The organism is Blastocatellia bacterium, assembly GCA_016713405.1.
GTDB lineage: Bacteria > Acidobacteriota > Blastocatellia > Chloracidobacteriales > JADJPF01 > JADJPF01.
In genome coordinates this window covers 16,824-34,162 of record JADJPF010000014.1, presented here as the reverse complement: position 1 = coordinate 34,162, position 17,339 = coordinate 16,824, and the positions used below count along the sequence as shown (strand labels likewise).

General features: G+C 34.7%; 18 protein-coding genes and 1 pseudogene. 9 read left to right on the top strand and 10 right to left on the bottom strand.

Annotation, left to right across the window (positions count from 1 at the left end; all coding sequences use genetic code 11):
- Positions 1 to 120: 120 nt before the first annotated feature.
- The 5 genes from IPK14_16995 to IPK14_16975 all read right to left on the bottom strand — a co-directional run bounded on the left by IPK14_16995 (position 121) and on the right by IPK14_16975 (position 5,282).
- Positions 121 to 1,764, bottom strand: a complete 1,644-nt coding sequence (locus tag IPK14_16995) for a hypothetical protein (protein ID MBK7995012.1) — start codon at positions 1,762 to 1,764, stop codon at positions 121 to 123.
- A 20-nt stretch (positions 1,765 to 1,784) separates the two neighbouring features.
- A complete protein-coding gene (locus IPK14_16990) occupies positions 1,785 to 2,648 on the bottom strand; it encodes a DEAD/DEAH box helicase (protein MBK7995011.1) in 864 nt (287 codons plus the stop codon).
- A gap of 55 nt (positions 2,649 to 2,703) precedes the next feature.
- Entirely contained in the window at positions 2,704 to 3,432 is a 729-nt protein-coding gene (locus tag IPK14_16985) for a DUF4412 domain-containing protein (protein MBK7995010.1), read from the bottom strand.
- 70 nt (positions 3,433 to 3,502) lie between these two features.
- Positions 3,503 to 3,964 (bottom strand): PDZ domain-containing protein, encoded by a 462-nt coding sequence (locus IPK14_16980; protein ID MBK7995009.1) that lies wholly within the window; start codon positions 3,962 to 3,964, stop codon positions 3,503 to 3,505.
- Positions 3,965 to 4,025: 61 nt separating this feature from the next.
- Positions 4,026 to 5,282: a M61 family metallopeptidase gene (locus tag IPK14_16975; protein MBK7995008.1), complete on the bottom strand. Its 1,257-nt coding sequence runs from the start codon at positions 5,280 to 5,282 to the stop codon at positions 4,026 to 4,028.
- A 261-nt stretch (positions 5,283 to 5,543) separates the two neighbouring features.
- On the opposite strand from IPK14_16975, the gene IPK14_16970 reads away from it, so the two are divergent.
- On the top strand, positions 5,544 to 7,301 hold the full coding sequence (locus IPK14_16970) for a hypothetical protein (GenBank protein MBK7995007.1): 1,758 nt from the start codon (positions 5,544 to 5,546) through the stop codon (positions 7,299 to 7,301).
- Positions 7,302 to 7,490: 189 nt separating this feature from the next.
- On the top strand, positions 7,491 to 8,018 hold the full coding sequence (locus IPK14_16965; GenBank protein MBK7995006.1) for a cytochrome P460 family protein: 528 nt from the start codon (positions 7,491 to 7,493) through the stop codon (positions 8,016 to 8,018).
- A gap of 7 nt (positions 8,019 to 8,025) precedes the next feature.
- On the opposite strand, the gene IPK14_16960 is transcribed toward IPK14_16965, so the two are convergent.
- Positions 8,026 to 8,688: a TetR family transcriptional regulator gene (locus IPK14_16960; protein MBK7995005.1), complete on the bottom strand. Its 663-nt coding sequence runs from the start codon at positions 8,686 to 8,688 to the stop codon at positions 8,026 to 8,028.
- Between the two features lie 200 nt (positions 8,689 to 8,888).
- Here IPK14_16960 and IPK14_16955 point away from each other — a divergent pair, with 200 nt between their 5' ends.
- The 3 genes from IPK14_16955 to IPK14_16945 all read left to right on the top strand — a co-directional run bounded on the left by IPK14_16955 (position 8,889) and on the right by IPK14_16945 (position 12,329).
- Positions 8,889 to 9,722, top strand: coding sequence for an SDR family oxidoreductase (locus IPK14_16955; GenBank protein MBK7995004.1), 834 nt, complete (start codon positions 8,889 to 8,891; stop codon positions 9,720 to 9,722).
- Between the two features lie 280 nt (positions 9,723 to 10,002).
- Positions 10,003 to 10,644, top strand: coding sequence for a hypothetical protein (locus tag IPK14_16950; GenBank protein MBK7995003.1), 642 nt, complete (start codon positions 10,003 to 10,005; stop codon positions 10,642 to 10,644).
- 293 nt (positions 10,645 to 10,937) lie between these two features.
- A complete protein-coding gene (locus IPK14_16945) occupies positions 10,938 to 12,329 on the top strand; it encodes a serine/threonine-protein phosphatase (protein MBK7995002.1) in 1,392 nt (463 codons plus the stop codon).
- Positions 12,330 to 12,336: 7 nt separating this feature from the next.
- On the opposite strand, the gene IPK14_16940 is transcribed toward IPK14_16945, so the two are convergent.
- The gene (locus IPK14_16940) at positions 12,337 to 12,759 is read right to left on the bottom strand and encodes a hypothetical protein (GenBank protein ID MBK7995001.1); all 423 of its coding nucleotides are present in this window, start codon (positions 12,757 to 12,759) and stop codon (positions 12,337 to 12,339) included.
- Positions 12,760 to 13,014: 255 nt separating this feature from the next.
- On the opposite strand from IPK14_16940, the gene rimI reads away from it, so the two are divergent.
- The 4 genes from rimI to rfaE1 are packed head-to-tail and all read left to right on the top strand — an operon-like array spanning position 13,015 to position 15,152.
- Positions 13,015 to 13,500 (top strand): ribosomal protein S18-alanine N-acetyltransferase, encoded by a 486-nt coding sequence (gene rimI, locus IPK14_16935; protein ID MBK7995000.1) that lies wholly within the window; start codon positions 13,015 to 13,017, stop codon positions 13,498 to 13,500.
- Between the two features lie 30 nt (positions 13,501 to 13,530).
- The gene (locus IPK14_16930) at positions 13,531 to 13,806 is read left to right on the top strand and encodes a hypothetical protein (GenBank protein ID MBK7994999.1); all 276 of its coding nucleotides are present in this window, start codon (positions 13,531 to 13,533) and stop codon (positions 13,804 to 13,806) included.
- A complete protein-coding gene (locus IPK14_16925; GenBank protein ID MBK7994998.1) occupies positions 13,797 to 14,123 on the top strand; it encodes a type II secretion system protein GspG in 327 nt (108 codons plus the stop codon). The genes IPK14_16930 and IPK14_16925 overlap by 10 nt, the downstream gene beginning before the upstream one ends.
- 21 nt (positions 14,124 to 14,144) lie before the next feature.
- Positions 14,145 to 15,152, top strand: a complete 1,008-nt coding sequence (rfaE1, locus tag IPK14_16920) for a D-glycero-beta-D-manno-heptose-7-phosphate kinase (GenBank protein MBK7994997.1) — start codon at positions 14,145 to 14,147, stop codon at positions 15,150 to 15,152.
- Here the strand turns inward: rfaE1 and IPK14_16915 are convergent.
- From IPK14_16915 to IPK14_16905, 3 genes and pseudogenes are all read right to left on the bottom strand, one after another.
- Positions 15,149 to 15,640 carry a hypothetical protein gene (locus IPK14_16915; GenBank protein ID MBK7994996.1) on the bottom strand — a complete coding sequence of 164 codons (492 nt, stop codon included), beginning with the start codon at positions 15,638 to 15,640 and terminating at the stop codon, positions 15,149 to 15,151. The two genes, rfaE1 and IPK14_16915, sit on opposite strands and share 4 nt — an antisense overlap.
- A complete protein-coding gene (gene thiL / locus IPK14_16910) occupies positions 15,565 to 16,119 on the bottom strand; it encodes a thiamine-phosphate kinase (GenBank protein ID MBK7994995.1) in 555 nt (184 codons plus the stop codon). The genes IPK14_16915 and thiL overlap by 76 nt, the downstream gene beginning before the upstream one ends.
- Positions 16,116 to 17,281 (bottom strand): annotated as a pseudogene (locus IPK14_16905) (pyridoxal phosphate-dependent aminotransferase). The gene thiL and the pseudogene IPK14_16905 overlap by 4 nt, the downstream one beginning before the upstream one ends.
- Positions 17,282 to 17,339 lie beyond the last annotated feature (58 nt).

The window sequence follows — 17,339 nt, the reverse complement described above, 5'->3', positions numbered from 1 at the left end:
GCTGGATTAGGAATTGTACGACGTGAAAACGCTAAGATTAAAACATACGATTTCTTGCTTGTCAACGAAAATAAATGACTTATTAGCTTTGCCGAGCTTTAATTAATAAGAAAAATATTACTAGTCTTCAACAGGTGGACGACGAATTAAATTAATTGCTTGATAAGCTGTTTCTGATAATTCTGGAAATGTGCCAGTCAAAGCTGTTAGCTGGCTTAATAAGTCTGATGTACGTAAAATTAAGCGTACAATATCGCCTTCATCAGCATAAACTTCTTCAAAAAGTTCTTGCCAATCAATTTTACCTTCAGCCCATCGCCAAAGAAGTCGCCCTGCATCACCATCTAGTATAATAGGGAAATATAGACCTACACGGTCTTGTAACTGGGAAATTGTTTTAGCTAATTTTACTGCATTCTTAAAAGGTAAAAAGATATCTTCTTCACCTTCTTGATATTCTACTTCTATTTGACGGTCGCCTGCGGATAAGGCCCCAACAAGTGCGGCTAATAATCTTGGGTTAGAAGTCTTAAAATAATTGGTTTTTACAAGTTCAGCTAAGAATAAAGAATTTTCTACGTGTAATTTAGCGGCCCAAATGCCGTCTTTAGTAGGTTGCCACTCTTCATTTAAATATTCAAAGGCTTGTAGCAACCTAGCACATTCTTCAAAACGTTCCCATAAACCATGCTTTAAATCATGTAGCCTATATTTTAATTCTTCTGCTCGCTGGGTTTGCTCTTGGAGTACGCTTACGCGCTCATCACAAATATTTATTTGTGGACAATTTAAGCAGGGAAGTGATTCTAATTGGGGTAGGATTTGAGAAAGCTTATTTTCTGCTTTTGCTAGTAATGCTGGGGTGTCGGTTTCTATTTCTGCTGCTAGCTCATGTTTAATATTACGTCTTAACGTTTTGATAGATTTACGTAATTTTTGTGTTTGTTCTTCTAATAAATCAAATTCTTGCCAAGTTTTAATACGGTCTGAGCAGGGACGAGACGATTTATCTTTATTTATTTTGTCTTCTACTTTTTTAAGACGTGAGTTTAAGTCTGAAACGGTTTTTAAGCGTTGATAGTGACCAAAACTTCGTTCAAGCAATTCTCTAGCTGTTTCTGGGCTATGTTGCTGTAGTAAGTTTAATACCATTGTATAGTTAGGTGAGAATTGGCTAGTAATTGGCTCAGGATCTTTTACTAGCACATCCATAATAAGGCTAATATCTTGAAATGGGCCTGGGATAAACACAGCAAAGCCGACTTTATCCTTGCCCCGACGACCTGCGCGGCCAGTCATTTGAGCTAATTCAAAGGCTTTTATATCGCGGTGTCCTTCATCATCTCGTAGACTAGAGGCGGTAATAACTACTGATCTGGCAGGCATGTCAATCCCTGCGGCTAGGGTTGTGGTAGAAAAAACGGCTCGGAGTAAGCCTTTTGACATTAGTTTTTCTACCGCATGTTTCCAAGCTGGAAGATGTCCAGCGTGATGAGGTGCAACGCCTTTATAAATAAGGGTATGGAAAAATCTATGTTCAGAAACAAATTGCTGATCTTCTGGACTAAATTGTTTGATTATATTAAGAATGGCTTCGCGCTGTGTTTCTGCTAGGTCTGCTAATGCGTTACCTCGTATAGAGTCTGTTGCTTCATCACAACCTCGACGGCTGCTAATAAAAATAATAACAGGTAGTAGGTTATAAGTTTCTAATGTACAAACTAAATCTTGGTAACGAGGAGCAGGAAGTAAGGATTTTTGCAATATGGCTCTCCAAAAATAAATTAACGATTTCTAAACTTAAAGGCTTGTCGGCTAGGTTTACGTCTAGGTCTATCTGCTGATAAGGATTTCTTAGCGTCATAAAGTGCAACAATATCTGGGTTTAGCTGATGACCTAGGGTTGTTAAAGGAAAAAGATGTCCATCCGTATCAACAAAAGCTGTTCGCAAGGGGACGGGTCTAGTAGGATGAAATACTAGTCTACATTCTGTCCCACGCGCCCAACCTACCCAATCAGCTAATTCCTCAGCATTTCCCACTGTAGCCGACAACATCAAAGCTCTTATTGTTGGTGGAGAATAAATTATTGCTTCTTCCCAAACAACGCCCCGTTCCCGATCTGCTAAATAATGAACTTCATCAAAAATTACTAGTCCAACATTCATTATTTCTAAATAATTCATCGCATCATACAAAGAATTACGGTAAATTTCTGTAGTAGCTACAATTAATGGAGCGTCAGGATTAATCTTACGATCACCTGTAAGGATACCTACTTTGTCAGATCCAAAAAGTTTAGAAAATTCTTGGAATTTATCATTAGATAGTGCTTTTAATGGCGAGGTATACCAGGCACGATTTCCTTGAGCTAAAGCTTGTTTGATGGCTTCGGTAGCAATCCAGGTTTTTCCAGATCCAGTTGGAGCAGCTACCAAAACATCATAACCCTCTTTAGCAACAAGGTTTATAGCTTCTAATTGAAAGTCATCTGGGATGAAATCTTTTGTTTCTGGTGATCCAATACCCTCAAGCAGCTTCGCTAATTGTTTTTGCCTTGCTGAGTTGTCAATTAGCGAAGCTTTTTCTTCTGTTGGTTTAAGTTTTTGTTCTTTACGTTTATGAAATTTTTCTTTTAATGATGACATAATTTTTAGCTAGAGCTTTAATTTTGGAATTGCTTGGGTTACTTAATTAAGGATTTTATTGTGGCCTTTGCTGAAACATTTCTTGACTTGTAGCATAGCTCTTAAAATCTTTTGGTAGTTCAAAAAGTGATTCATTTACTTCTAGGCGTACATCTTGAAGCTCTACTTTATCCTTAAATTGTAAAAAGTCCAAATCTTGGCGAACAATTAAACCTTGTAAGTCTTTTGCTTTCCAGATAGTGACGGTTTTAACAAAATTAGCTTCATCAAAACTAATTTTATATTTGTCGCAAGTATAACCAGAAGTTTGCTCGCTACCAAGAGATTCTATTTTGACATTTCTAGGTGCAAGTTTAGCTGCTTGTTGAAGGTAAAAAGGATCTAAGCGTAAAAATAAAGCAGAATTACCAAGGAGTTCGCTATAACCTTGTTTGCTTGGCACCATAATATATTTTTTATCCTTATCTGGTCGGGATATAACGGCCATATCTATGCCGTTTTGTTCTGTATCAACGCGCTGCCAGTCACCTTTTTGTGAATATGTTATTGTGTTTACATAACCATTCCCTTGCGTATAAACCTGTTTGGCTGTGTAAATTACTGGCTGACTGGCTAATAATTCAGCTAATGGAGTTTTAGCTTTTGCTGTTTCTTCTTTTTTTGCATCAGTATTTTTTGCATTGTTTGTTGTTTCTTGTTGAGCAAATATTGAAATACTTAAAGTTGCTAATAGTAAAATAGAAAAAACAAGGGTTTTAGCTATTTTGTTTTTATGGCTAAACATTATAAATCGATCTCCTAAAAATTTAATGGGTTTGCTATAAATAGACTCTGCAAAAGCCAAAAGGTTGCATTTATTTTAGATTGCTTACCCATTGATTAAAAACTTGTTTTTGCACATCCGTCTTATTATCTAAGTTTTTAAGCTTATAAGTGATATTTCCTTCTCCTGTTAAAGTTATCGGGAAATTATATAGTTGGCGATTGCGAAATATTGTAACAGTAATTTTATCACCAGGCTGATAATTCATTAGGATTTCTGATAAGCTACTAGAGTTTACTTGAGTATTATTAATGGCTAATAAAGTATCACCTTTGCTTAAACCTCCTAGCATAGCAGGTGAGCCAGAAGTTACATTAAGAATAGTTGCTTGTTCTTCTGTTCCAAGTCTAATACCAAGTGCTACTGTAGGTTTAGTCTTATCGCTCTCTGATAAAAGAGTTAGCCCTACAGTTTCTAAAATTTCGCTATAGGGGAGTTCTTCACATCCAGAAATGTAGTTATCAAAGAATTTATCAAAGCTTTTTTCTGTCACTGCTTCAATAGCTTTTTGTATACCGTTTTCAGGTACTCCTTTTTTAAGTAAGGCATAGTTTTTATAAAAGATACTGCATCACATCATCTAAGGATTTTTCGTTAGCGGTTTGCTTACGGATTTGTAAGTCTAGTAGTAGACCTAATATTTCCCCTTTGTTATAAAAGGAAATTCGGCTATTTTCTCTATCGTCGGGTTGGAGCCAATCGTTAAAACTAGCATCTTCTACACTAGTAATTAAGCGTCCAGGAGTATTTTGCAATTGATTAATATTTCTTTCTATAGCAGCTAAATAAGTTCGCTCATCAATAACACCTGCTCGTTTAAGGCTTAAATCTCCATAATAACTTGTTACACCTTCAAAAAACCAAAGTAGCTTGGTATAAGCTTCCTGGCTATAGTCAGGATTAAGAAATACATTTGGCATTATTCTTTTAACATTCCATGCATGAAATAATTCATGAGCAGAAATGGAATAAAAGGTTTGACGGCTAATGTCTGTAGCAAAAGCATTTGCTGGCATTGTTATAGAAGTTGAAAAAGAGTGTTCTACACCATGCCAAAATGTATTAGGTAAAATATGATATAAAAACCAATAATGTTCAAAAGGTGCATTGCCACCAAAAAGCTTTAGTTGGCTAATTACTTCAATATCATAGTCAAGCTTACCTTGAAAAGCTAAATGATATGTAGTGTTGCCGATAATAAATTGATGAAGCAATAATGTAGGGCTAGCAATAGTAGGTGAGTCAGCAAGTTCATCATAGTTTTGAGCTAAAAAGCTATTACCATCTTTTTTTAGGGCTGTAGCTACTTGCCAATTTTCTGGAACCAGAATAGTTAAGCGACAGGCTTGATCTCGTCGGTTAACTAAGTACATAAACAAGTTAGTACCGTTAAAATAGGCTTCTTTATCATCAAGAAGGCTAGCACCTGCGTCAAGAATGTTAGCAAAATACTTGTAAAACACCTTAACACGGCTAGATTTATTGGTTTTAACCTGCCAAGTAGATTTATTAGCTTTTTCCCAATCTAATGGCTCACCTTTTTCATTACTAACACTAAATTCTTGAACATTACGAGCATAATTTTGAATTAAATAGCGTCCAGGTCGCCAATTAGGTAAAGCAAAATCTAGTTTTTCTGCTCCGTTAGTGTCAACTTGGATAACTATTTCAAAAAGGTGGGAATTAGCTTGTTGCCAAGCGATAGTGTAATCAATCATTTTTTTTTCTGTTTGAGAAGCCAATGTTAAAGAAGCAAATAATAATAGTAATACTACTTGCCCAATGGCATAAGATATTGTTTTGCCTTGCAAGACAGATATTCTCCTGTACGCTTTAGGGTATGTACTACACGAAATGGTATAGAGTGTCATAGTATTTTAGCATTAGCATTAGATTAAGTTGAGTGTATTTTGGCATTTTGACAATGGCATAAGATTTGCTGAACGGGGAGGCAATCAATCCAAGTAATAATTTAATTAAAATTACTGGTACTTAAGTAAAAATCGTAAACTAGGGATAAACCAAAAACAGTTGTGTTAACAGGGAGAAGACTCCCATTAAGGAGAGAAGCCATGACTACAAGAAAATTATTTGTTTCTTTGTTGTTAATGTTAATCGCAATATTGTCTACAACTACAATAACTTTAGCCGATGAAAAAATAGATTTTAATAAAACTCGCATTGCCCGTGTTAGCTTTGTTGAAGGCGAAGTAGGTATACAACGCCAAGGCTCAGATAAATGGGATGATAGCGAAATTAATGTTCCTGTTTTTCCTGGAGATCTAATCTATTCAACAGATGATGGACGAACAGAATTAGAACTCTATGGTGGATTTATCAGATTAAGCAAAAATACTTCTTTAGAATTAGTAGAATTTAGTCCAAAACTTTATCGCTTTGATATGTCAGTTGGTTTAGCTACTTTTTCTTTTGGGGAAAATCGTCCAGCAATAGAAATTGCAACTCATCAAGCCGCAGTAAGTCTAAAACAAGCAGGTATTTATCGTGTTAGTGTTAGTCCAGATGGAAGTACAGTAGTAATAGTGCATGAAGGCCAAGCAGAAATAGCAGGCAAAACCAAAACCTTTAAGTTAAACAAAGGGAAAAGAGCTATTTTCCCTCCTACCAGTCTTTCTAATGTAGCTATTTCTAATGTTTATGGGCTAGATGCTTGGGATAATTGGAATAGTGAAAGAGAACTTTTAGTTAGTGTAAATAGTGTTAATGGTTTTCTCAAACCTCAACCTTTTCTTTATGGCAACTCTTTACTTAATCAACATGGTCTTTGGGTACAAGTGCCTACATATGGTTTTGTTTGGAGACCTAATAATTTAGCACCTAATTGGGCACCTTATCGTATAGGCAGATGGGCCCATTACAACCGCGTTGGTTGGACTTGGATTTCCCAAGAGGCTTGGGGATGGGCTCCATATCATTATGGTTATTGGGTATTTGTTGCTAAATATGGTTGGGTATGGGTTCCAGATGGAATAAACAATTTCTGGTCGCCTGCATTGGTTAGTTGGTATTATGGATCTTGGGATGGTAGAGATTATATTTGTTGGCATCCCAATAATTGGTGGAATAATTGGCCTACAACAGGTGGTGGTAATGGTTGGGTTCCCCCTCAAGAACCTGGTGGCCCAGGAAAACCCACTAGACCACACCCAGTCTTAAAGAATGAACCTTTAGTTGCTGGTGGTTCTGCAATACCTGTAGATGGTTTTACAGGAGGACAAACAAATCCTAAAAATCACCCTTTGACAGATGGGATAAAAGTAGTTAAGCAAATTGAAACTATTAATTTACCAAAACCAACTACATCTACTTCAACTAGCAATATTCCTATTAGTAAATTGCCAAGTGACATATTAATTACTCGGCCATTAGTCAGCAAATTTGGTGTAGTTACAGATGGTGTTATTACAAGTGGCCCTCGTCGTAGCTACCAAACACCAACAACAAGTAATAATTCTGAGCCTATTGTTAGAAATTCAAACGATACAATTACTACTACAGCAGCCCCTGCAACACCAGTTAAAAACCCTAGAGTTAGAAATACAGACGACACACCTATTGTTAGAACTGATAGCCCTTCAAGAAATTCTGATTCAGGCGGTTCTAAAGGAAATAATGGTAACAATGGGAATAGTGGAAATAGTGGAAATAGTAATAGACCTAGTGCTAGTGAAAGTTTTGGCAGAACTTCACAACCAACGGTTAGCAGTCCTAGCCCTAGTCCTTCAGTTAGTAGAGATTCAAGTCCATCAATAAGCAGAGATTCAAGCCCAAGTCGTGGTGGTGGCGGTGGAAGAAATCGCAATGACTAAATTATTAGTTTAATTAGTCATCCAAAAAATTAAATAACTAAAAGAAATAGAGGCAATTGCCTCTATTTCTTTTTTCTAAATTTTGGAAAATTTAATGATTGAAAAAATAAGACCAAAAAATATAGACTGCTCAAGAGTGAGAAAAGAAATACAATACTTGCAATAAAACAGTTTCGTTAACAAAATTTTATGAAAAACCTATTACAAAAAATAATTTTTAGTTTGGTTTTGAGTTTTCAACTTTTATCAAATGCTAATGGTGGTTTAAGTGATGATGCAGAACTTTGGCAATATAAAAAGTGGACAAAAGTTAATTCTAGTCCAATGAGAATTGCTGATATTACTGCTCAACTATGCGCACCTCAATTTCCAATAGATTTATCAAAAGAAAAAAATCCTCATCAAGATAAATTTATTACTGTTTATGTCAATGATTTAGGCAAAACAGCAATGTTTTCTGTAAATAGCAAATTTCCAGTTGGCTCAATTATTGCTAAAGAAAAATTGCCTACACCAACATCTAAAGCAGAACTTTTGACAGTGATGATAAAAAGAAAAGCCGGATTTAACCCTGCTAGTGGTGATTGGGAATATTTAGTTTTAGATCCAGTAAAAACAGCTATTTTGGAGCGAGGAAAGCTAGAACGTTGTAACAGTTGCCATTTAGAGAAAAAAGATAGTGATTTTGTTTTTCGCACCTATTATTTTAGAAAGTAATAAATATTTACAATAATTTAGCAAAAATAGCTTCAAGCATTATTTGCAGACTTGCCTTAAAATCTATTTTTAAGTGAACTAAATCAGGTTGTTTTAATGCTTCTGCAACAAGGGGGCAGGGAAAAGACTTAAAATAGAGTCCAACAATTGCAGCATGAATAAATAAAAAGCTAAGAGCAATTTTTTCTGTTGAAGTAACTCCATTTTTTTCACTAATTTTATTACTTAAATAAACTAACTTTATATTCATAGATCTTTTATGTTCAATAATTCGATCAAGAGAAATATTTTTTTCTAAAATTGACTCTGCATAAGGAACAAGTAGCAGTAGGGTAGATTGGGCAGAAAATGACTCAGCCAAATATTTAGCCAAGTTATTGCTATTTATTTCTGTTTGTGAGTCTACCCAATTTTCTACCTCATCAAACCAACGTAAATATGCACGATCAAGAAGTGAAAGAAAAAGCTCCTCTTTAGTCTTAAAATATAAGTATAAAGTACCTTTAGCCAGCTTAATTGTACTAGCTACAATAGCCATAGAAATATCATCAATTAAATGCTTACTTAATAGAAATTCTGTTGCATTAAGAATTGATTCTCGACGAAGATCTTTTAATTCATCACTAACAGCGCGTTTTTTTGCTAATTTAGGAGGTTTGAATTGTTTCATTTGACAAATGACTGCCATTCAGTTATAACAAATGACTACCATTCAGTTATAACTAGTTTATTTTTATTAAGATATTGGTAAAGACTCAAATAACATAATATATATAGCAGTAAAAATAGCTCTTTACCAACAAATTAATCCTGTAATTAGTTTTACTGTACAGATATTATTTTAAGTAAGCTTTAAGAGAGGGAAATTTTATGCAATCAGCAAAAACAGTTTTTATCACAGGTAGTTCAACAGGAATAGGTCGAGAAACCGCATTATATTTTCTTAAACAAGGGTGGAAGGTTGCAGCAACAATGCGAACACCTGAAAAAAACGATTTAGGGAAGGACTCACGCTTAATTGTACCTAAGCTAGATGTTACAAATGAAGATACAATTAAATCAGCTTGGGAGCAGGCAATTGAAAAATTTGGGGTTATTGATGTAGTAGTTAATAATGCTGGGTATGGACTAACTGGCCCTTTTGAAGGAGCAAGTTCTGAGCAAATAAAGCGACAATTTGACACAAATGTTTTTGGGCTAATGTCGCTTTGTAGACATGCAATTTCGTTTTGGCGTAGCAATAAGCAGAAAGGAACTTTAGTTAATATAACATCCGTAGGTGGTAGAGTAACATTTCCATACTATAGTTTGTATCATTCAACTAAATGGGCAGTAGAAGGTTTTACAGAAAGTCTTAGTTATGAGGTTGCTCCCTTAGGTATACGTGTAAAGCTTGTGGAACCTGGAGCAATTAGAACAGATTTTAATGATCGTTCAGCAGATCGAACTGATGAAAAAGCAGCTATTGAATATCAATCTATCCTAAAAATAGCAAGAGATAATATTTCTAAAGCAGTAAAAAATTCTAGTGAACCAATTGAAGTTGCTAAAGTAATTTTTGATGCTGCCTCATCGGATTCTTCTCAACTTAGGTATAGAGCAGGCACAGATGCTAAGTTACTGCTTACTTTAAGAAGGTTAATTCCAGAAAATTTGTTTTTTTCTATTGTTCGTTCTCTAATTTTTAAAGTAGCAAACATATAAGAGTTTACTTTATTTACTTTTGCAAGAAGGTTAGTAGGTTTTTTTAGATGTTTTAATTTTCATGCTTTAGGTTTTCTCTACTACTGTGTTAGAATCGGGCAAAGTTTATTTTAATTTTATTAAAATAGTTTCGCTAATATATTTTCTTAATTACAATTTTATGACTTTTTAATTAACTTAAGGTTTGATTCTTAACAGCATTGCTTAAAGCTTAAGTAATAATGTGTATATGCTTAATGCCTCAAAAGTATATTGATATTTAGAGTTGGGAGAGATTTTAATGAGATGTCCAAAGTGTGGAAATGAAGTAGATCTAAAATCTATGGAATGTGATCGTTGTGGTTTAGCAACACCTAAAACTAAAAGTGGATCACTAAAACCTGATAGAGTAACAGGATCGCTAAAAAAGCCCCAAAAAACTTGGCTACCACCATTTTTGGCAAATCATCCATTAAATAAAATAAAAATCCCACCAGCTTTAGCTATTTTTTTAGTGCTTATCTTACCTCTTTCAGCCACTGCTTATTATTTTTACAATGAATGGGGTATATGTATAAATTGTGCTAGTATAGGTGGAACTTACACTACACAAATACTTATTGAAGATAAACAAGTAAAAGTAGATATAGTTTTTTTTCAATATGGTAATGTTATAACAGGTCAAGTAAGATTTGCTGTTCCTCCAGAAGTAGAAACAGGTGATAAAAACAAAGATATCCCCACTATTTATGTTGAAGAAATTGATAAGCTTACTATTGGTAAAACAGAAGTTTTGTTTGAAACAAAACCCTCAACTAATGCTGCTAGAACTAAATTTTTGGGACAGGTAGAAAATAATGTCTTAAAAGGCAATATCACTATTACAAAACCAGAATTAAACTGTAATAATAAATCTTTTCCTATTTCTATCAAAAAAACCTAGTAGATTTATTTAGCCAACAATCTTAGATATTAGGTAGAATAAACAGCAACTTTTCTTTTAACTAAAAGCCAAACTTGGCTATACAAAATGTTAATAGAAGTGTAATAATATCGCTGTTAACATTATTTCATTAGTCACCAAACTTTATTTAGTTAATAATCAATTTAGTTAGTATTTAATTTTTTTTATTATTGAGAATTTGTTTTCTAATATAAACTATTTTTTGTATCCAAATTAAATATATAGATTATTTGGGTAATATATAAATATTAAAAATATAATTAAGTATATTTATGTCACAAAATATTATCACTACTAGTGTGGTAGGTATCACAGATATAGGCTTAGTTCGTAGTAACAATGAAGATTGTTTATTGATATCAGATCCTTATACTGGACAATACTTAAGCGAGGATTATCAAAATAATTATCCCGTAGAATATAATCGTTTACTAGTAGCTGTTTCTGATGGAATGGGTGGGGCTGAAGGGGGCGAAATTGCTAGTAAGCTTACTACCTATATGATGCAAAGCGAACTTCCTCGTCTTCCTCGTCGGCTCTCTCCTCAAAGTCGTTTAAGTGCAGCAATTGAAGAAGCTAATACCATTGTTAGAGAAGAACGTAAAGCAGATTCGCGTTTACATGCTATGGGAGCAACCATTACAGCCGTACTTATTGAACAAGATGTGGCTTATATTGCTGAAGTGGGAGATTCTCGCGCATACATAATGCGAAACGGTCGCTTAAAACAACTTACTACAGATCAAACAATGATACAGGTAATGCTTGATTCAGGAATGATTACTCCTCAAGCTGCTGCTAATAGTGCTAATCGTAATATTTTGCTTCAATCCATTGGGGGTCAAGAATATTTACAAGTTGCTGTTAATGCTATTGAATTAAAAAGAGATGATTTGTTGCTACTATGCAGTGATGGTCTATCAGGTAAAATATCTACAGAAGATATGACAGATATTATTAATAGTGGTGAATCTCTTAATGTAGTTGCTAGGGAAATGGTAGAGTTAGCTAAAGAGCGAGGAGGAGAAGATAATATTTCTGTGATTTTGGTGCGTTTAACAGGTGAAGGATTAAAGCCTCATTCACAAGAAACATTGTCTAGGGCAATAAAAATTCTTTCTCGTTTTGATCCAGAACAAGAGGCACAACCCAAAGCAAAGTTATTGGCTCGGTCAGCTACTTTTGAAGATTGGGTTCAGGCAGCCGTAGTTGACTATTATGCTCATACTCAGGAACAAAGAGACGCTTTAGAAACACTAACAGAATTTGGTGATTATTTAGTTTGTCGTCGAGGAGATACCCTAACCGTTAGCTTAGAGCCAATGTCAGACACAATTTACTGTTTAGTTTCAGGTTGTTATCGTCTTGAAGTAGAAACTTTAGATAAACGAAAACAAACTATAGCCATAGTTATTGCTCCAACAGATAAACGAGCAGATGAAGAAATACAAATGACAATGGGTATAGAAAAAGGTTTAGGGGTTCTTTGGGTAAAAAGACAATTCTTTATTGGTAGTGTTGGGTTTTTTGGTGAAAATATTACTACTGCTACACTTTGGTGTGAAGATGAAGAAAATGTTTTGCTCCAAGTTCCTCAAAGAATTTATTTAGCTATGGGAAACACTTTAGGAGATAGGTTTTTAACCGCAATTCGTTATAGTTAAACGGTTTTTAACGCAGCAAATAACAGCCACTCAAATAACTACACGCTAACCCACTACCTAATAAACCTACATTAATACAAAAATCAAGTATTGGTTGACCTGTTAAAGCACGATCATCAAGTATTCTTTGTATTGCTAATAGTGAACAAATCAAGCCTGTTAAAAAGATGGTTCCTATTAAACCTACTATATTAGATACAAATACTATAGATAAAAGTCCAGCAACAATTTGAGTTGTTCTAGTTCTACCAAAAGAGAAAAATAAATTGTTTTCTCTTTCTTCAAGCTCTAAGTTTAGTCTTAGTTGTTCAATGGAAGTTTTAATATCTTGACAGCGTAAACAAACATTGTTTATTGGATCAAGGCAATCTGCTTGATGGCAAATGTCACAACGCTGCGGGGTACTTTCACTTTTTATCTTTAACTTCATAGATAGCTATTTTGTCTTAATTTTTTATAATCTTGCAAGTAATAATTTTTTATTTTACCAGAAGAAAAGCTAAACAATTCTATCTTTAATTAACAGAAAGTAAATAGGCAGAAGAACAAACATCATTTTATAAAACTATAAAGAATAAAGAAAATATAATAGAACCATAATAAAACTGATGATATAGTGATAGAATTAAGTATATTTTTTAAAATGAAAAAATAAATAATATTGTAAATCTATATAACTAACTCTATGGTAAGTAAACAATTAGAAGCAGTACTTCAACCAATGAATTATGATGATTTAGAAGCTTGTTGGGCATTGGATCAAAGATGTTTTATTGCTGGAGAGGCTTTTGATCAAGATATGATTGCCTATCTTTTACTTCATGAAAATAAAGTATGTTATAAACTCATTAACGTTTCAGAAGGGTTAATAGGTTTTATCATAGGTGTAATAAAAGAAGAAGGCACAGGGCATATAATTACCTTGGCTATTGCTCCAGAAATGCGCGGACGGGGTTATGGACGTTGGCTTATGGAACGGATCGAAAGCGGTTTTAGACTCCGTAATGTAACTACGCTACATTTAGAAGTGCGAACTACAAATAAGCAAGCCCAACATCTTTATACAAAACTGGGATATTTTATTGTAGAACGAATAAAAGCTTATTATTCTGATGGCGGTGATGCTTTTATGATGGTTAAGTCTATTTTAGATCTTAGCCCAGAGGAATAAAGAAAATAACTTAAGAAAAGAGTTTTGCTTGTGATTAAGAAAAAAACTTTTATATTAGTCAATATTTTTTGGATCTCTTTGCTCACGCTGGCTTTAGCTAATCCATTAGATAGCTTAAGCCCAAAAGAGGCCCGCAAAGTTATTTCTAGCATTGCTGGTTTTGAATTTGATCCAGAACTAGTAAGAATACAATCTATTGACCCACCAAAAAATGTTGGACGTGGTGGAGCAGTAGTTGAAGCACTCTTTACCGCAGCCTTTAGAGTAGAAAAAAAGAGCGTTGGCAAGCATCTGAAATCCGCTTAGGCAATGGACAATGGGAAGATATAGAATTAATCACTACAGCAGTAAAAAATGAAAAAATCAAGCGTACAAAAGAAAAATTAGCACTACTTGACCAAGCGATTAAGGATTATTACCAAAAACAAGGCTATTATCCCCGTGTTCGTGACATAGTAGAGTTGACAGACTTGCTTGTCCCTGCTTATATCAATAGCTCAATTCGTACCGACCTTTGGAATACTTATCTGGTTTATAACTCAGATGGAAAAACTTATGAGTTGAAATCTTTAGGGCCAGATAAAAAACCTTCTAGCGGTGATGAAATTGAGTCAAAGAATTAAAATATATTTGGATTTTATTTGATGAAAAGATTAACCCCTGCACGTGCAGTTACTTTGTTAGAGCAGTTTAAGCAGTGTCCAATTTTAGTTATAGGCGATTTAATGTTAGATGAGTTTTTATGGGGTCGCGCCCGTCGGATTGCTCCAGAAGCCCCAGTGCCAGTAGTAGAAATTGAAAAAGAAACCTTACACATTGGAGGAGCAGGAAACGTTGCTGCTAATCTAGCCGCCCTAGGTGCTAAACCAATGGTTGTTGGTGTTCAAGGCAATGATAGCAATGGCACTAGATTATGTACAGAATTTGAAAATATAGGTATTGATCCTAGTACAATTGTGATTGATTCCTCTCGTCCAACTACAGTAAAAACCCGGATAATTGCCCATTCTCAATATGTTGTCCGAGCAGATCGAGAAAATAAAACGCCTGTAAATGATGAGATTGAAAGCCAATTAATTGATAATTTTTTAAGTTTACTACCTACTGTAAAAGCAGTAATAGTTTCAGATTATGAAAAAGGGGTAATCACTCCTGGATTACTAGGAAAAATACTCCCGCTAGCTATGGAGCAAAATATCCCTGTTTGCATTGATCCAAAACTAAAAAATTTTGAATATTACCATCCAGCAACAGTTGTGACACCAAACCATAATGAAGCAGAATCAGCAGCTAGAATGACTATTAACTCAGAAGAAACATTAAAGTTAGCTGGTCAAGAACTGCGTAGAAAATTACCTAATACTAGCATTTTAATTACTCGTGGAGAAGAAGGAATATCCTTATTTCTTAATGATAATGAAGTAGTGCATGTTCCTACAATTGCACGGGAAGTTTATGATGTTACTGGAGCAGGTGACACGGTTATAGCAACCCTAGCTTTGGGGTTAGCTAGTGGTGCAACAATGCTAGAATCCGCTATTTTGGCTAACTATGCTGCTGGTGTTGTAGTTGGCAAAGTTGGTACTGCAACCGCTTCACCTGAAGAAGTTTTAGCAGAAATAGAGCATTTTTTTAGCACAATAAAACTTTAACCAAAATGGTCGTATCCGCGAGATTCAAGAGGAGTTTGACCATTTTGAGCAATTAACCATTTTGTTAAATCACTAGTAATTACTCCAATTTTAGTTATAGTTAAATTAGGAAAAAGTACTCTTAACTCTTTGATTTGACTAGCTTTTTCGGCTGGCACAGTAAATAATAATTCGTAATCCTCCCCACCATTTAGAGCTTGATCCATTCTTGCACTATCAAAAAGAGGTAAAAGCGCAGAATCAATTATTGCTCCAACCCGACTTTCCTTACAAATATGTCCAAGGTCTGAAGATAGACCATCAGAAATATCAATCATTGCTGTAATTAATTGATTTTTAACTAGTTGGCTAGCTAAGTCTAGTCTTGGCTCTGCTTTAAGTTGTGCTAGTAAAGCTGACTTTTCTATTTCTGTTAAACTCTTGTCTGTAAGACGTTTTCCTTTTGAAGTAATTCTAGTCCTAACGCTGCTCCGCCTAATTTTCCTGATATATAAATTTCATCCCCTGGTTTTGCTCCACTTCGCATAACTGCTTGATTAACAAGAGACTCTCCAAGGATTGTTAAATTAAGGAAAAGCTTGTTTACTGATCCACTAGTATCACCACCTATTAAACTTACCTTATATTTTTTAGCTAGCTCAAACATTCCCGAAAGTAAATCTATTAGAAATTCGTCTGATAAAGTTTTGGGCCGCGCAATACTAAGCAAAAAATACTTAGCCTCACCTCCCATTGCAGCTATATCGCTTAAGTTAACAGCTAAAGCTTTATAGCCTAATAAATTGGCTGGAGTATATTCTAATTTAAAGTGAATATCTTCTATTAATAAGTCTGTACTAATTAAATTTTGATAATTCTTAGGAGTTGTAAAGATTGCAGCATCATCCCCAATTCCAGCTATTAAATCTGCTGGCTTATCAGATATTTGATTGCGCAAGTAGTCAATAAATTCAAATTCCTTTTTCACGCAAATTTTCTTAAAGCTTCTAGTCCAGCAGCAATTGTTTCTACTGAAACAGAATAGGAAAAGCGCAAATGTCCCTCACCGTCAGGGCCAAAAACATTTCCCGGTACAGTAGCAATTTTAGCTTCTGAAAGTAGCATTGCCGCTACTTCACGACTACTTTTACCAAATCTTTTAATGCTAGGAAAAGCATAAAAAGCCCCGCCAGGCATTGCACAATCAAAACCTAGCTCATTTAGACCATTTACTAACAGATCACGTCTTTGGCGATAAATTGCTAAATTTTCTTCTATAAAGCCTGATACTTGCGTGATTGCTGCTAGACCTGCCCATTGTGTTGGGGTGCTAACACCATTGGTTGAGTAAAGTACAGACTGCTTCATTGCAGTAATAAAAGGCTCTGGAGCAACTGTATAACCTAATCTCCAACCTGTCATTGCATAGGACTTTGAAAAGGTAAAACAAGAAAGAGTTCGTCTATACATTTCTGGAAAAGAAGCTATAGAAATATGTTCTTGGTCATAAACAATATCTTCATAAGCTTCATCAGAAATAACTAATAAATTATGTGTTTGAACAAAGTTAGCAATTTCTTGCATTTGCTCTTTATTAAAAACAATACCTGTTGGATTTTGGGGAGAGGATAAGCAAAGCAAACGAGTTTTACTAGTTAAATGGGCTTTAAGCGTTGCGCTAATACCTTCTTTAATAGCTTTTAAGGTGTTGACTAAAACTGTTTTACCACCAGTCATTGAGATTAAATCTTTTGTAGGTGTCCAATAAGGAGAAAAAAGCAAAACTTCATCCTCAGGGTCAAGAACTGCTTGGAATGCTGCAAATAGTCCATGCATCCACCTGCAACCACAATTACATGACTAGATTCTGCTGGGATCTTATTTTTTTTATTTAATTTAGCAGTTAATGCTGCTAAAAGTTCAGGAATACCACTAGAAGGAGCATAGCGGGTTTTATTGTCTGCTAGAGCTTGTGAACAGGCATCTTTAATAATTTGCGGGGTATTAGGGAAAGGTTCACCACCTTCAAATTGAAATATTTGATGACCTTCTCGTTTCATTGCTAAAATTTTGTTACGAATAATAACAATTTCAGAAAATCCAACATCGCTAAATCGCTCTGCAATAGAAAATGAAGTAACAGCAGACACTAAAGCCTCCTATGTAACACAACAAAATTTAATATTTTTTACAAAAGACCAATTATAG